Consider the following 14,551-nt stretch of genomic DNA (forward strand, 5'->3'; position numbering starts at 1 on the left):
ACGTCTCTTATTAAACATACTATATCATTTGCCGAACTTTATGACAAACAATGAGAAGCCGTCCTAAATTTCATACTCTTCGAGGAATTTGATATCGAAATTGCCGTCCAGAAATACCGGGTGCTCCAGCAGCTTCTGATGGAAAGGAATTGTAGTATGTATGCCTTCCACGGCAAATTCAGCAAGCGCACGCTTCATCTTCGCAATCGCTTCCTGGCGCGTAGGCGCCCAGACAATCAATTTGGCAATCATCGAGTCGTAGAAAGGTGAGATTGTATATCCCGGATAAGCTGCGCTGTCTACACGTACACCCAGTCCGCCCGGAGGCAGATAAAAGCCAATCTTGCCCGGTGAAGGCATGAAGTTACGCTCCGGATCCTCTGCATTAATACGGCATTCAATGGACCAGCCGTTAATCACGATATCTTCCTGTGTAAAGGACAGCGGATTCCCTTCAGCCACAGAAATCATTTCCTTGATCAGGTCAACACCCGTAACCATCTCCGTTACCGGATGCTCAACCTGAATCCGTGTATTCATCTCCATGAAATAAAACTGTCCGTCCGGACCCAGCAGAAACTCCAGTGTACCCGCTCCCGAGTAATTGACCGCCAGTGCGGCCCGCACTGCTGCTTGGCCCATAGCTTCGCGGATCTCCGGCGTAAGTACGGAGCATGGAGCTTCCTCCACCAGTTTCTGGCGGCGGCGCTGCACGGAGCAATCCCGTTCGCCTAGATGGACAACATTGCCGTGGTTATCGGCAATGATCTGAATCTCCACATGCTTCATGCCGGTCAGGAATTTCTCCAGGTACACGCCTGCATTGCCGAAAGCCTTCTGTGCTTCCTGCTGTGCGGCGGTAATCTGCTTCACGAGTGATTCCTCATCCTCGGCAATGCGGATGCCCTTGCCTCCGCCGCCTGCGGTAGCCTTTACGATAATCGGATATCCGATATCGCGGCCCAGCATAATAGCCTCCTCCACATCGCCCACCAGCCCGTCAGAGCCGGGAATGATCGGCACGCCAGCCAGCTTCATCGTTTCCTTGGCTACAGCCTTGTCGCCCATACGCGTAATCGCGTCGGGGGACGGTCCGATGAAGGTTATATTGCAGGATCCGCAGATTTCTGCGAAATCGGCATTCTCAGCCAAAAAACCGTAGCCGGGATGAATGGCATCGCATTCAGTAAGCGTGGCTACACTCATAATATTTGTAAAATTCAGATAACTATCCTTCGACAGCATCGGGCCGATGCAGTAAGCTTCGTCAGCCAGCCGGACATGCAGTGAATCCCGGTCAGGCTCCGAATAGACCGCCACGGTGGAAATGCCCAGTTCACGGCAGGCCCTGATAATGCGGACCGCGATTTCGCCGCGGTTGGCAATCAACACTTTTTGAATGTTCATGCGTTTCCTCCCAAAGTTTAACGAAGCTTGCAAGCTCCTCAAGTTCAGCGTGCTTTATTCCGGTTTCACCAGAAACAGCGGCTGGCCGTATTCCACAAGCTGGCCGTTCTCGGCAAGGACGGAGACGATCTCTCCGCGCACTTCAGCCTCCAGCTCATTCATCAGCTTCATCGCTTCAATAATGCAGACCGTTGATTTCTCGCTGACCCGGTCGCCGACATTAACAAAAGACGGGGTTTCCGGTGAAGCGGCACTATAGAAAGTCCCTACCATCGGTGAGACAATTTTATGTAATGCGCCTTCAGCGGGTGAAGATGGCGGCTGCTGTGCAGCAGGGATCTCATAAACGGCCGTAGGTGCAACTTGCTGCGGACTTTGCGGCTGCGGTGCTTGCGTAAAGGGATAGCCATAAGGAGTCGCCTGTATTGCTGTTCCATCAGCTTCAGGGCGATCCGGTTTTCGAATAGCCAGCTTCATTCCTTCGCTTTCAATCTCCAACTCGTGTACGGAGGAGGTCTGGTCCAACAATTTAATCAATTCCTTAATTTCGCTTAACTTGAACATTTAATAGTTCACTCCTTCAGCTTTCTCTCGAAGCCACTCTTCTGATACGGTCAAGATAACTTTATGTATTATATCACAAACGATAGAAATGGAAAGAGCCCGGGGTGCGCCCGGGCTCTTTCGGCATTTTCTTTGGTTTTCGACAGGCTGATTATTGCTCGCTGACATATTGGACTCTGATCTTATCCTGGGAAACGCTTAGTTCCTTCATCACGAGATCCACGATTCCAACAGCTTGCTTCACATCCAGCTTCTCGCTCAGCACCACCACGGTATAAGCATCTCCGGATTCTTCTTTGACAATGGCTTCACCGTATTTTTTCTGCAGTTGCTCTTCAATTCCGGTGATTTTGGTTTCTTTTTCTTCAAGCTTGTTCAGCTGTTCATGGGCAACTGCGTTTTCGGCAGGGGTTTTGTCCATGTCATTGATCAGGGCCAGCAAATCGTTGTAATTCTTCAGATTCTGCTGCTCGCGTTCATAGAGGTAGTTGTTGAACAGGCTGCTTGCAGAAACACTCTGGGAGGCTACCTCATCCAGAATTTCATCGTCGCCCTTGACTGGAGTTTTCTCTGTGGAAGCTGCTGCAGTATCTTTATCGGCTGCTGCGGTTTTCGAATCGCTTGATTTGTCGTCCTTTGCGGCCGCTGTCTTATCGGTGTCTTCACCTTTGGCATTCGCCGGCAGGGTGCTGTCATCTTTTACTGCGGTATCATCGTTGTCACCTTTCGCAGTGACAGTGCTGTCATCTGTGCTGTCATCAGCAGTGACAGCTGTGTTGTCGTCCGCTGTACCCTTTGTTCCGGCATCAGCAGTAACTGCATCCTTTGTGTCCACTTCATTGATGACCAAGCCGTTATCCAGTACTGATGAATTCGCGCCAGTTTCCTTGAGGTTATCCACTTGAATACTTCCCGCTGTTTCCTGGGGGACCGAGGCCCCGGAGTCCTCTGTGAATAAATAGTATGCGGAAAGCACAACCATTAAGCTGAGCATGGATACCAACCAAATCGTTTGTCTGTTGCCCTTCATTTTTTATTCCTCCTCAAAGTTTGTGCATGTAATCATTCACTGCTCCTGCTTGCGCGGCACTACGGATATGCGGTAGCTAGGCACGTTCAAACCCTTCTCGACAGCCTCTTCAATCAATCCCCGGACGACTTTGTTCTCCGCTCCCTTGGCAACGACGAGAACGCCGCGCACCTGGGGTTTTATCCGTTTGGTTATAATCGGGGTTTCGTCGCCCGATTGGCTGTAGGTGACGATCTCGCCATCCCTTGTGTATTGTGTGGTGTGCCGTTTGCCTCCGTTGGCATCGGTCTCTTCGCTCTGCTGCTGGGAATCGTTCATATCCCGGACCACGACAATTTCTTCAGTAGAATCCACAGTGACCATAATATCGACCGTGCCTACACCAACGATTTTCTCCAGAATTTCTTTCGTGCGGTTCTCCATTGCCAGCTCAATGCCATCAAATGAATTGGGAGTGCTCAATTCCCCCTGCTGCAGGGTCGCCTGCGAACTCTCGCTTACCGGCGGTTCTCTTCCAGTGTTCTCGCTGTCCAGCTTTTTCACGTTCACGAAGGAGTTGAACAGCATAATTGCCGCACCCAGCAGTCCCAAAATAATCAGCCAGCGGAAGGTATGACTCCTTTTCGGACTGCCGGACCCGCCCCCTGCCCATTGCTCCAGTTTCTTCAGCCAATTGCCCACTTCTTATCCCTCCTCCGGTTACCGGCGTATGCCGTATTGGTAGAGCTATATTTATAATTTCTCGGCGCCGTTTTTACCGCCTTGAATATGGATCGCATCGCGGTCTAAATTCCAGTTCTGCTCCAGCAGCTTGATGATCAATTCCTCATCGGTATTTGCACTGGGGCTGTCTTCAACCGATGTCCCGGCTTCCGTTCCAACCTCAGCTGCCTCTCCCTCTTCACCGCCCAGGCTAACCTGCACAGGTTCCACCGGCTGGATGATGATCGGCTCTGCTGTGCCTGCGCCATTGTCTGATTCCGCACCTGTACCCCCAGCCTCCACTGCTCCAGCTGCTGCCGGCAGGGAGACGGTCACCGAAGAGATTAACGGAACCTCTTCACCGCCGCCCTCCCCGGGAGCCTTGCCCATCCCAAGTGTTACGGTGACTTTCGCCCCGCCTACCCCTGTGCTGCCGGCAATCTGGTCTCTCATCTGCCCAGCCACCTCTTCGGCGGCCAGCTTCAGACTTTGTTCCTTCGCTCCCGCAGCCAGCCTCCGCCCGTCCGCCAGGATTTTCTCCAGCGAGTCTGCCCCGTCACCTGCACCGGACAAAAGACCGCCGTGTTTCTCCTGCTGCACCATCGCCACACTCAGCTCTGCTGCAGCATCTCCTTTCAGAAAAGAGACGATCGGGCTCAGCATAGTAAGCAGGACCAGCAGGCTGAGCACCAGCCTGGCATAACGCTCCATCGACTTGCTCGGAAGCAGCATTTCCACGAAGGCGGCCATCAGCACCACCAGAATGAGCTCCCGCAGCCATCCGCCCAACCAGGTCATTGTCTACCTCCTACAAGTTTTCTTAGGACTGCATCGCAGAACTCACTTCGACAATACTCACTTCGGAGAAAAAACCGCTTTGAAGCTGTTCCCTATTCACCTCATCATGACGGTGACATTGCCGGCCGTCAGCATGATCGTGACGGCCAGGAAGAACATCAGTGATACGGCGGCCAGCGCCGCGAATACATAAATCATGCTTTTGCCGATCGTCTGCAGGCAGGTTACAATCGGTGTCTCGCCCAGCGGCTGCATGACTGCTGCGGCCACATTGTAGATCAGCGCGAGAACCAGGATTTTGATCGCCGGAAAAGCACAAAGGAAGAGGATGATAATGACGCCCGACAACCCGATGGCATTCTTCACCAGCAGTGAGGCCGAGATCACCGTATCGGTGGCGTCCGCGAACATTTTGCCGATAACCGGCACGAAATTCCCCGTAATGTATTTGGCGGCACGGATGGTCACCCCGTCCGTAACCGAGCTGGTGATCCCCCTGACAGAAATGACTCCGAGGAACACCGTCAGCAGTACGCCGAGCAAGCCCGCTCCGATGTTGCGCAGCAGATTGGCCAGCTGGGTCAGCTTGTATTTCTCGGACATTGCGCTCACCAGATGCAGCACCGCCGAGAAGAACAGCAGCGGGAACACGACGGTGTGGATGAGCGTGCCCACCGCATGGATCATGAAAACGATCAGCGGATGGGTAACCGACACCGTAACGATGTTGCCCATCGAAGCCAGAAGCGCGAAGAGCAGCGGGATCATCGCCATCATGAAATCGATCATCCGGTCGATGGCATCCTTGGCATAACCGATTGCGATATTGAAGCTGTTGACGGCGATGACCAGCACAACCATGTAACAGAGCATATAGGCGATTTTACTGACTGATTTCCGTTCAAAAGCGGTCTGCAGCGTCTCCAGAATCATGCTGAGCACACTGACCATAACGATCGTCACCAGCAGCTTGCCGTTGTACAGCACCTCGTGCCACATGTAGGAGGTCAGTCCGGTCAGCACGCTTTTGAAGCTGAGTCCCTTCTCCCCCGGCAGCAGCATATCCATCAGCGAAGGAGTCTTCCCGTCCGGAAAAAATCCTCCGTAATCCTTCATCAGCTGGTCCCAGTACGACTCCACCTTGTCTGTCGGCAGACTTTGCATTTGCCCTTTCACCCACTGATCCACTGGAGAGGAAGTTCCTCCCTGGGTGGGTGAAGACGTTGGTGAGGTAATTGGCGCATTGGTTGGCGCAGCGGCTGTAGCCCGGGCGGTATCCGCACACCACAGAAACAGCAGGCAGGGCAGGAGCAGCAGCATTTTTAGTTTTGGCGGACGAAAAATACTGCGTTGACGCATATCCTTTCCTCCCGCCTTTCTCTGGCTTTTTTTACTAAGGGTCACGGATCAGGCGGGCAGGAGCTTCATCACCGTTTCGATAATAATGCTGATGATCGGTACGGCAAGCACCATGATCAGCACCTTGCCGGTCAGCTCGATTTTGGAGGCGATGGATTCCTGTCCGGCATCACGCACAATCTGCGCTCCAAACTCCGCGATATAGGAAATCCCGATGATTTTAAACACGGTTTTGAGATAGATCATTTCCATCCCGGAGGACTCCGCCACCCGCTCCAGCGTGCCCAGAATCGTGCCGATCTTGCCGATCAGGAACAGGAAGATCAGAATGCCTGCCGCAGTGGTCAGCAGAAAGGCGAACATGGGCTTTTGTTCCTTCAGAACAAGGATCAGAACCGTTGACAGGAGCCCTATTCCTACCACTTGAATGATTTCCATAAGGCCTGCCTATTGAAAAAGAAAAATCGTTTTGATTTCCTGGAGCAGTCCGTCCAGCATGCGGATCACCATAAACAGCACGATGATGAACCCGACTATCGTCACCCAATGGGCGATGTCCTCTTTACCCATCTGTTTGAGCACCGTGTGAATCATGGCGATGATGATGCCGATGCCGGCAATCTGAAAGATCGCATTGACTTCAATATTCATTCCTGGCACCTCGCTAAAAGATCAAAATGACGATCAATGCTCCAAGCAGCAGACCCAGGCTTTTGCTCATTTTTTCATATTTGCCCTGATCTTCTCTGGCCACTGTCTCCTCCTGCTTCAATTGCTGCAAAGCCAGCGCGATATGCGTGCTTTGATTCGACCTGTCGCTGGTGCCGAGCGTGCAGCTCAGCTGCCGGAGGATCTCCTGCTCCGTTCCCTTCAGGGAGGCGGTTTTGAAGTGGGCATCCATAGCCCGCTGGATGGCTTCCTCGGCGCTGCGGTCATGTGGCGGGCTCATCTCTTCAGCCGCTCTCATAAAAAACGCCCTCAGCGGATCCTTGGACTGCAGCCCAATCCGGCGCAGTGCTTCCGGGAGCGGGGTGAAGCCGTACAGAATCTCGGTCTCCAGCCGCTGCAGCGCTGCGATAAGGCCTCTGATGTGCCGGGGCCTGTCAGCATATTGCGCAGCCCGCTTGAACCCGGCCAGCGTACCCGCCAGCACGATCAGCACGGCTCCGAACAGCTTAAGCATGGCGGTCACCGCCCAGCCGCTCTTCAGGCGAGACCAGCAGCAGCCCGCGTTTCTGCCCGTCCAGGATGCGGAACGACAGCCCGGCGTCCGTCCGGTGCAGGATGACGTAACGCTCGAACATATGATGTTCCAGCAATCCGCCAAGGCCGGGCCGCCGGGCCAGCTCGGCCACTTCCTTGCCGTGGGCCGAGGCCACTACCGAGATGCCGGCGTGCAGCGCTTCGGTGACGGCTTCGGCATCCTCAGGGCGGCCGATTTCATCGGCGATCAGCACATCGGGCGACAGGGAGCGGATCATCATCATCATGCCTTCCGCCTTGGGACAGCCGTCGAGGATGTCCGTACGCGGACCCACGTCAAAGGCCGGGATGCCGCGGCGGCTGCCGGCGATTTCCGAACGTTCATCGACGATGCCGACTTTCAGTCCCGGCCGGTTGCCCTCCCGCCCTCTTGGGCTCCCTGTCGAGATCTGCCTGGCGAGATCGCGCAGCAGGGTAGTCTTGCCATGCTGCGGCGGCGAGAGGATCAGCGTGTGCATGACCCGCTGCCTCCCCCTTTCCAGCAGGTAGGGCAGAATTCCGTCGGCAATGCCGGGCAGCTCACGGGCGATCCGGACATTGAAGCCGGTGATGTCCCGCAAGTGTTCCACGCCGCCGCCGCTTAAGACGGTCCGGCCGGAAAGACCAATGCGATGTCCGCCGGGGATGGTGATAAAGCCTTTGCGCAGTTCTTCTTCCATCGTATAGAGCGAATGATTGCTGATCAGGTCAAGCAACCGGTGAGTGTCCTCTCGGCTTGGCTTGTACGCTTCTTCGGGTCTTTGGGTCAGACTGCCGTCGCCGGTGAGGAAATGATATTTGCCGGAATAGTTGATCTCCAGCGGACGCCCTTCGCGGACCCGGATTTCCTCCACCTTGTCCAGCAAATGAACAGGAAGTCCTCTCAGCAGCGCCCTTACTTTTTCGGGAAACAATAAAAGCCAGTCGTTAGCCATACAGAGTACCCCCAAGTTGTCCTCTACTTTAATAGCTTTATTCCATATTTATGCTTGTACCTGTGCTTTATGACTATCATCTATCATTTTTTCAGAATCCCGATTAAGAGAAAGGCTACCCCGCAGCCAATCCAGCCCAGCTTGCCCCAGGACAGCTCCTGCGCCATCCCTGTGAGACCAACCGCCGTCGTTAAGATTAGTATCGTAGGTCCGACCAGAGCCAGCCCGGAATTGACCGCCAGTGCCTTGTCCACCTGATTCAGCCGCAGCATGATCAGCGCAGCCGTTATTTCCACACTGCCTGAGAGCAGCCGAAGCGCCGCCATCCAGCTCACATACTTGTCCAATCTGTTCAACTCCTTTTTTACAATTGGAAATTGAATTGCAACCTGCCAGACTTCACCCGCGGGAAAACTTGCTGTTATCCATGGATATGCTGGACTTGCCTACTTTAGACAATAAGAAATGGGCGGTTTTCAATTGGAAGATGTGAAAGAAATCATAGTGAATCCCTCTATAAAAAAATATCATCAGTATGATAAAATAAATTTTGCAGTGCCTGAAAAAAAGGAGCTGGAAAATATAAGGGCGGCCTGTGGGATAAACTACAAGCGTACTTATCGCTTCAAGCTTCTTGTTACATTGTTATAGTTGGATAAAGACATCGGAAAAAGAGGGGATTTATGTCATGCAAGTTCGTAATTTCGTAGTACCGCTTGTTTCAAACACAGTAGCCAAACAGGTGAGGGATGTGGCCATCATTATTTTCTCGGCCTTTCTGGTGGCGAGCGGACTCCGGCTGTTCCTTATTCCTCATCAGCTGCTAAGTGGCGGGGTAGCAGGGACGGCATCCATCCTTGGTTATTTAACGAATCCGAAGTACATCTCACTGTTCTATTTTGGTATCAATCTTCCAATTCTGATCTGGGGCTTCATTGCCGTAGGGAAGAAATATATCTGCTTAAGCATGCTCTCGGTACTAGCCACTACCTGGTTTCTGACCGTCATCCCCCTGGTGAAACTGACCAAGGACCCGATCCTTGCCAGTATCTTCGGCGGGGTAATAATTGCGGGCGGGGTAGGCTTCTCGCTTCGTGCAGGGGGTTCTTCCGGGGGTTTTGATATACTTGGCTCTATTATTACGCGCAAACACGATATTCCAATGGGCACCGTACTCTTTGTAATGGATGGTCTGGTAATCCTTAGCCTCGGCTTCTTCAAAAGCTGGGATTCTGCCCTTTACGCTATGCTTTGTATTTTCGTCAAGAGCCGTGTAGTCGATATGATCCACAGCCGCCACATCAAGCTGACCTGCTTCATCGTCACGAAGGAACGGGAAAAGATGCTGACCCGCCTCAAGCTTCTGCCTCACGGCGTTACCGTCGTCAATGCGGAAGGCGGCTACAGTCATGAAGGCAATACAATGCTGATGACTGTAACGACCCGATATGAGCTTGCCGAACTGAGAAAAACAATTCTGGAAACCGATCCAAAGTCCTTCGTCAATGTTCTGCAGACCGTAGAGATTGTCGGCCGGTTCCGGCGTCTCGGATAACAGCAGCGGAAAGCTGCCCATAACAAAAAGTCCTATTCACCACTTTTATAGCGGGAATAGGACTTTTTGTTATTTAGCGGCGGTCCTGCGGACCCCCGACGAAGGCTTGCTCCTCTGTATCCAGATTGTAGGCGGTATGAAGCGCCTGAATAATCTGCTGCAGATTGCCGGATTCAATCACGCAAGATACCTTGATCTCGGAGGTGCTGACCATCTTAATGCTTACACCCTCTTGGGAAATGACCTCGAACATTTGCGCGGCCACACCCGGATGGCTGACCATACCTGCGCCTACGATCGATACTTTGACGAGATTATCCTCTGAAGTGACTTCCCGGTAAGGCAAGGCGCTGTGCAGCCCCTCGATCACTTCCTTGGCCCGTGCGAGCTCGCTAAGCGCCACCGTAAAGGAGAAATCCGCTTTCTCATTCTGCACGCCGCTCTGTACGATAATATCTACGTCAACGCCTTCTTCGGCCAGCTTGCCGAACACTTGGGCCAATACGCCGGGAACATCAGGCACTCCCAGAATACTGACCCGCGCCACGTTCTTGTCATAGGCAATTCCGCTAACTACTACTCCCTGCTCCATGCTCGCTTCCTCCTTCACAACAGTACCTTCATTATGGTTAAAGCTCGATCTGACGACCAGCTTCACTTGATATCGTTTGGCATATTCCACGGCGCGCGGATGTAGTACTGCCGCTCCCAGGTTAGCCAGCTCCAGCATCTCATCATAAGAGATTTCCTTCAGCTTGCGCGCTCTCTTCACGATGCGCGGATCTGTGGAGTAGATGCCGTCCACATCCGTGTAAATTTCGCATACATCCGCTTTGATGGCGGCTGCCAGCGCTACGGCTGTCGTATCCGAACCTCCGCGGCCCAGCGTGGTAATTTCGCCGCTCTGGGTCATCCCCTGGAATCCGGCTACAATAACGATCTGCTCGCGCTCCAGCGACTCCAGCACGCGGTGGGGATCAATTTCATTGATCCGTGCCCGGCCGTGAGTCTCATCGGTGACGAAGCCGGCCTGCCAGCCCGTATACGATACGGCATTGCGGCCGATTCCGTGCAATGCGATGGAAAGAAGCGCAACAGAGATTTGTTCCCCCGTCGTCATCAGCATATCCATTTCACGCGCGGGCGGCTGAGCGTTCAGCTGCTTCGCCTGATCGATTAGATCATCCGTGGTGTCCCCCATGGCGGATACAACCACAACACAGCGGTGCCCTTCATCCTGCTTGTCTGCGATGCGTTTGGCGACACGCTGCATGCGTTCAATATCGCCGACGGAGCTGCCTCCGAATTTCATGACATAAAGTGACAAAGTCCCATTCACTCCCTATTTCGCTCTATGTAGTAGCTTATATTTGGTTTCCCGCTTTAAACCAGTATAATACGAAAACCATATCATGCGTTAATGGTTTCACAAAAAAAGCGCCCAATTCCCGTTTCTTTCCGTGATTTACCAGACTGCCTTACCCGGGTAGCCAAAAGCCTCCCCCGCAGGATGCGAGGGAGGCCGGTTGGTATAAATGTAAGTTAAGGCAGGACAAATCTTACGCGCGGGAGATGTATTTACCTTCGCGGGTATCAATCAGAAGCACGTCGTTTTCATTAATGAAAAGAGGAACCTGAACGTTCAATCCGGTTTCTACCTTAGCAAATTTAGTAGCGCCCTGAGCCGTGTTACCCTTGATGCCCGGCTCTGTTTCTACAACCTTCAGCTCAACGCTGGTAGGCAGGTTGATTCCGAGAATTTCGCCCTGGTAGCTGACGATGTTCACAGTCATGTTTTCTTTAAGGAAATTAAGCTCCCATTCCAATTGCTTGGCAGACAATTCGAATTGATCATAAGTTTCGTTGTCCATAAATACATGTTCCGCACCGCTGGCATACAGATATTGCACACCACGGTTCTCGATGATCGCCCGGCCAATAGTTTCACCTGCACGGAATGTACGTTCTACAGTGTTGCCGTTGCGCAGATTCTTCAGTTTGGAGCGAACAAATGCCGCACCTTTACCTGGTTTAACGTGCTGGAAATCAAGTACGGTAAAGATGTCGCCTTCTACCTCTACGGTCAAGCCTGTTTTGAAATCGTTAACTGAAATCACAAAAAATCCCTCCTGGAATCAATAATTTACCTGTTCAAGCGATCCTTACAATACCGTATAATCTTTGGACGAATGTGTGAGCAGCGCAATGCCGCTGTCTGTAATCACGATGTCGTCCTCAATGCGCACACCGCCAAGGCCTTCCAAATAAATGCCCGGCTCCACAGTTACTACCATACCCGGCTGCATAATTTCATCAGCAAGCTTGGACAACCGCGGCCATTCATGGACTTCCATGCCAAGGCCATGGCCTGTGCTGTGGCCGAAATAATCCCCATAACCATAACGGGTAATAATGTCACGCGCCAAAGCGTCGCACTCCCGTCCGGTCATACCCGGCTTGATGTTAGCCAGCGTGTGCAGCTGCGCTTCAAGTACAATATCATAGATTTCTTTCAGCTTGGGATCCGGAGTTCCCAGCGCAATGGTGCGGGTTACATCCGAACAGTAGCCGTCCAGCAGCGCACCGAAATCGAAGGTTACGAATTCGTTGTTCTGGATGACCTTGCTGCTTGCCACGCCATGAGGCATTGCCGAACGTTCACCGGAAGCCACAATGGTGTCAAACGATGAAGAAGTAGCGCCATGGGTACGCATGTAGAATTCCATTTCCAGATCTACATCACGCTCGGTCATGCCGGGCTTGATCACATTCAGAATATGGCTGAATGTTGCATCCGCCAAATCCGCTGCCCGCTGCATGACGGCCAGCTCTTCCTTGTCCTTGAACATGCGCAGGTTCTCAACTGCTTTGGAGACTGGAACCAGTTCCGCAGGCTGCAGAGCCGCAGCATATGCGGTGTAAGCGCTGAAGGTTACATCATCCTGTTCAAAGCCGACACGGATATTGCTGCCCTGCGGCAGCAGTTCGCGTACAGTGTCAATGAATTTCGCACCATGCTGAACCACTTTAAGTCCGTTCACCTGCTCTGCAGCCTGTGTCATGTACCTAAAGTCGGTCAGCAGATAACTGTCATCACCGGTCACCAGTACATAACCGGAAGAGCCGGTAAATCCGCTCAAATAGCGGCGGTTGATGCCGCTGGTTATTAACATCGCATCCAATCCCTGTTCCTGCAAAACCGTACGCAGCTTGGAGACGCGCTCGTTGCCCATTTTCATTCTCCTCTCGAAATAGCCACATTGTATTTTAACATAGGGTCATGCCCTTGAGAAGTTTTTTCGGGCCATTAAGCCAGGCTTGTCTGCTGCTCGCGTTTCCGCTCATCCGTATACTCGATCGCCGCGGTATAGCCGATGAACAAACCCCAGAGTAAAAAGATGCAAAATTCACTGATTACAGAGTTCCAAGGCAACCTGAACGGAGGCTGCATGAGAAATTGCCACGACCCGGCAAGAAAGAGCGCGGACCAGCACAGAACCCCGTAAATAATCCCCGGCCAGGGGCCCTTCAGCTTGCGGAAGATCAGCACATAAAAGAGTGATGCGGCTACCGAGAACACGATAAAAGACAGGTATCCGGCCAAATGCCCGGCCGCTGTCATCAGAAATTCATGTTTAAAGAACGGCTCGGCCAAAAAACCAGGAAGAACCTTGGTGAAATGAAAGGCATACATCAGCCAGCGGATCCCTCCCCAGATTATTCCGGCAAAAAAGCCCAGTTCAATGGCAAAATAAAAAGGGTTCGTATGCTGCGATTTTTGCTTGCCTGCATTATTCATCTTACTGCCTCACTTTCAATATATAGGTTGCCCTTAGGCCCCTCCGCTCTCTAAATGCTAGTATGCACAGGAAAAGGCAATCCAACTAGCAATGTGGGCATAAATTAGTTACAATGTATTATATAAATCATATTAATACATGGGAAGGTGAATTGGTTGTCCCAAGAAACTCCAAGTTACGGCGGCCAAGCCGTTATTGAAGGCGTCATGTTCGGCGGCAAGCATATCAACGTAACAGCCGTAAGAAGGAAGAATCAGGAAATCACATTTTTGGAGGTGCCGAGAAGCGATAAGAGCTGGGTCGTTAAACTGCGCAAGATTCCGCTGCTTCGCGGCATTGTCAGTATTATAGATTCCAGCGCCAAAGGCTCCAAACATCTGAATTACTCTGCGGAATCGTATGCTGAGGATGAAACAGAGCCGGAAGAGCTTGCCAAGCAACAGAAAGAAAAAGAAAAGAAAAAGGATGAGGGCTGGAGCCTCGGCATGATTTTTGGCGTGGCGGTTATGGGTATTCTCTCCTTTCTCTTCGGTAAGGTAATATTTACGCTGGTGCCGGTATTCGTTGAAGATTTTTTATTCGGCAATGCATTTGATAACTATGTTCTGCACAACCTCGTAGAAGGTGCGATCAAGCTGGTTCTTCTGCTCGTTTATTTATGGGCAATCTCGCAGACCCCGGTGGTCAAGCGGTTGTTCCAGTATCACGGAGCCGAGCATAAGGTCATCAGCGCTTTTGAAGCCGGTGAGGAATTGACTGTTCAGAATGTACAGAAGTACAGCCGCCTGCATTACCGTTGTGGAAGCAGCTTTATGATGCTGACTATTGTACTGGGCGTGATCATTTACTCCGTTGTCCCTTGGGATAACCTTACCCAGCGCGTACTGCAGCGGATTATTCTCCTTCCTGTCGTCATTGGTGTATCGTTTGAAGTGCTGAAGGGCACCAACGCTGTACGCGACATTCCGGGTCTCAAGTATTTAGGTTATCCGGGGCTGTGGCTGCAGCTGCTCACCACTAAGGAACCAAAGGATGATATGGTGGAAGTCTCCATCGCCTCGTTCAACCGGATGCGGGAGCTTGATGCCGCAATTGAAGCAGGGGAATATTCAGAAGTGAGAGTGTCAGGCGGCATATTGGATCCTGCGAAAGGATGAGT

The 14,551-nt window shown here is 52.2% G+C and carries 18 protein-coding genes; 3 read left to right on the forward strand and 15 right to left on the reverse strand.

Annotated features, from left to right (window positions below):
* Positions 1-63: 63 nt before the first annotated feature.
* The 11 genes from accC to H70357_RS24105 all read right to left on the reverse strand — a co-directional run bounded on the left by accC (position 64) and on the right by H70357_RS24105 (position 8,384).
* A complete protein-coding gene (gene accC / locus H70357_RS24055; RefSeq protein ID WP_038594931.1) occupies positions 64-1,407 on the reverse strand; it encodes an acetyl-CoA carboxylase biotin carboxylase subunit in 1,344 nt (447 codons plus the stop codon).
* Positions 1,408-1,461: 54 nt separating this feature from the next.
* On the reverse strand, positions 1,462-1,971 hold the full coding sequence (accB, locus tag H70357_RS24060; protein WP_038594932.1) for an acetyl-CoA carboxylase biotin carboxyl carrier protein: 510 nt from the start codon (positions 1,969-1,971) through the stop codon (positions 1,462-1,464).
* 151 nt (positions 1,972-2,122) lie between these two features.
* Complete coding sequence (locus tag H70357_RS24065) at positions 2,123-3,001, reverse strand: SpoIIIAH-like family protein (protein ID WP_038594933.1); 879 nt, start codon at positions 2,999-3,001, stop codon at positions 2,123-2,125.
* A gap of 36 nt (positions 3,002-3,037) precedes the next feature.
* Entirely contained in the window at positions 3,038-3,682 is a 645-nt protein-coding gene (spoIIIAG, locus tag H70357_RS24070) for a stage III sporulation protein AG (RefSeq protein ID WP_038594934.1), read from the reverse strand.
* A gap of 51 nt (positions 3,683-3,733) precedes the next feature.
* Positions 3,734-4,501 (reverse strand): stage III sporulation protein AF, encoded by a 768-nt coding sequence (gene spoIIIAF, locus H70357_RS24075; RefSeq protein WP_052092221.1) that lies wholly within the window; start codon positions 4,499-4,501, stop codon positions 3,734-3,736.
* Positions 4,502-4,597: 96 nt separating this feature from the next.
* Entirely contained in the window at positions 4,598-5,860 is a 1,263-nt protein-coding gene (spoIIIAE, locus tag H70357_RS24080; protein ID WP_038594935.1) for a stage III sporulation protein AE, read from the reverse strand.
* 48 nt (positions 5,861-5,908) lie between these two features.
* Positions 5,909-6,298 (reverse strand): stage III sporulation protein AD, encoded by a 390-nt coding sequence (spoIIIAD, locus tag H70357_RS24085; RefSeq protein WP_038594936.1) that lies wholly within the window; start codon positions 6,296-6,298, stop codon positions 5,909-5,911.
* A gap of 9 nt (positions 6,299-6,307) precedes the next feature.
* Positions 6,308-6,511 (reverse strand): stage III sporulation protein AC, encoded by a 204-nt coding sequence (spoIIIAC, locus tag H70357_RS24090; RefSeq protein ID WP_020426549.1) that lies wholly within the window; start codon positions 6,509-6,511, stop codon positions 6,308-6,310.
* 13 nt (positions 6,512-6,524) lie between these two features.
* On the reverse strand, positions 6,525-7,043 hold the full coding sequence (spoIIIAB, locus tag H70357_RS24095) for a stage III sporulation protein SpoIIIAB (protein WP_038594937.1): 519 nt from the start codon (positions 7,041-7,043) through the stop codon (positions 6,525-6,527).
* The gene (gene spoIIIAA, locus H70357_RS24100; RefSeq protein ID WP_038594938.1) at positions 7,036-8,037 is read right to left on the reverse strand and encodes a stage III sporulation protein AA; all 1,002 of its coding nucleotides are present in this window, start codon (positions 8,035-8,037) and stop codon (positions 7,036-7,038) included. Before spoIIIAA ends, spoIIIAB begins: the two co-directional genes overlap by 8 nt.
* Before the next feature lie 83 nt (positions 8,038-8,120).
* On the reverse strand, positions 8,121-8,384 hold the full coding sequence (locus H70357_RS24105; protein WP_379140721.1) for a YqhV family protein: 264 nt from the start codon (positions 8,382-8,384) through the stop codon (positions 8,121-8,123).
* A gap of 133 nt (positions 8,385-8,517) precedes the next feature.
* Between H70357_RS24105 and H70357_RS36050 the strand changes: the two genes are divergently transcribed.
* Both H70357_RS36050 and H70357_RS24110 read left to right on the forward strand, forming a co-directional pair.
* Positions 8,518-8,688 carry a hypothetical protein gene (locus H70357_RS36050; protein WP_156130937.1) on the forward strand — a complete coding sequence of 57 codons (171 nt, stop codon included), beginning with the start codon at positions 8,518-8,520 and terminating at the stop codon, positions 8,686-8,688.
* A 37-nt stretch (positions 8,689-8,725) separates the two neighbouring features.
* Positions 8,726-9,592 (forward strand): YitT family protein, encoded by an 867-nt coding sequence (locus H70357_RS24110; protein ID WP_052092222.1) that lies wholly within the window; start codon positions 8,726-8,728, stop codon positions 9,590-9,592.
* Between the two features lie 73 nt (positions 9,593-9,665).
* On the opposite strand, the gene H70357_RS24115 is transcribed toward H70357_RS24110, so the two are convergent.
* The 4 genes from H70357_RS24115 to H70357_RS24130 all read right to left on the reverse strand — a co-directional run bounded on the left by H70357_RS24115 (position 9,666) and on the right by H70357_RS24130 (position 13,391).
* Complete coding sequence (locus H70357_RS24115; RefSeq protein ID WP_038594939.1) at positions 9,666-10,919, reverse strand: aspartate kinase; 1,254 nt, start codon at positions 10,917-10,919, stop codon at positions 9,666-9,668.
* Between the two features lie 232 nt (positions 10,920-11,151).
* Positions 11,152-11,709 carry an elongation factor P gene (gene efp / locus H70357_RS24120; RefSeq protein WP_038594940.1) on the reverse strand — a complete coding sequence of 186 codons (558 nt, stop codon included), beginning with the start codon at positions 11,707-11,709 and terminating at the stop codon, positions 11,152-11,154.
* Between the two features lie 45 nt (positions 11,710-11,754).
* Complete coding sequence (locus tag H70357_RS24125) at positions 11,755-12,825, reverse strand: M24 family metallopeptidase (protein WP_038594941.1); 1,071 nt, start codon at positions 12,823-12,825, stop codon at positions 11,755-11,757.
* A 74-nt stretch (positions 12,826-12,899) separates the two neighbouring features.
* Positions 12,900-13,391, reverse strand: coding sequence for a YqhR family membrane protein (locus H70357_RS24130; RefSeq protein ID WP_038594942.1), 492 nt, complete (start codon positions 13,389-13,391; stop codon positions 12,900-12,902).
* Between the two features lie 207 nt (positions 13,392-13,598).
* Here H70357_RS24130 and H70357_RS24135 point away from each other — a divergent pair, with 207 nt between their 5' ends.
* Positions 13,599-14,549, forward strand: coding sequence for a DUF1385 domain-containing protein (locus H70357_RS24135; protein ID WP_144024220.1), 951 nt, complete (start codon positions 13,599-13,601; stop codon positions 14,547-14,549).
* The last annotated feature ends 2 nt before the right edge of the window (positions 14,550-14,551 follow it).

The sequence above is a fragment of the Paenibacillus sp. FSL H7-0357 genome (assembly GCF_000758525.1).
Classification (GTDB): domain Bacteria; phylum Bacillota; class Bacilli; order Paenibacillales; family Paenibacillaceae; genus Paenibacillus_AQ.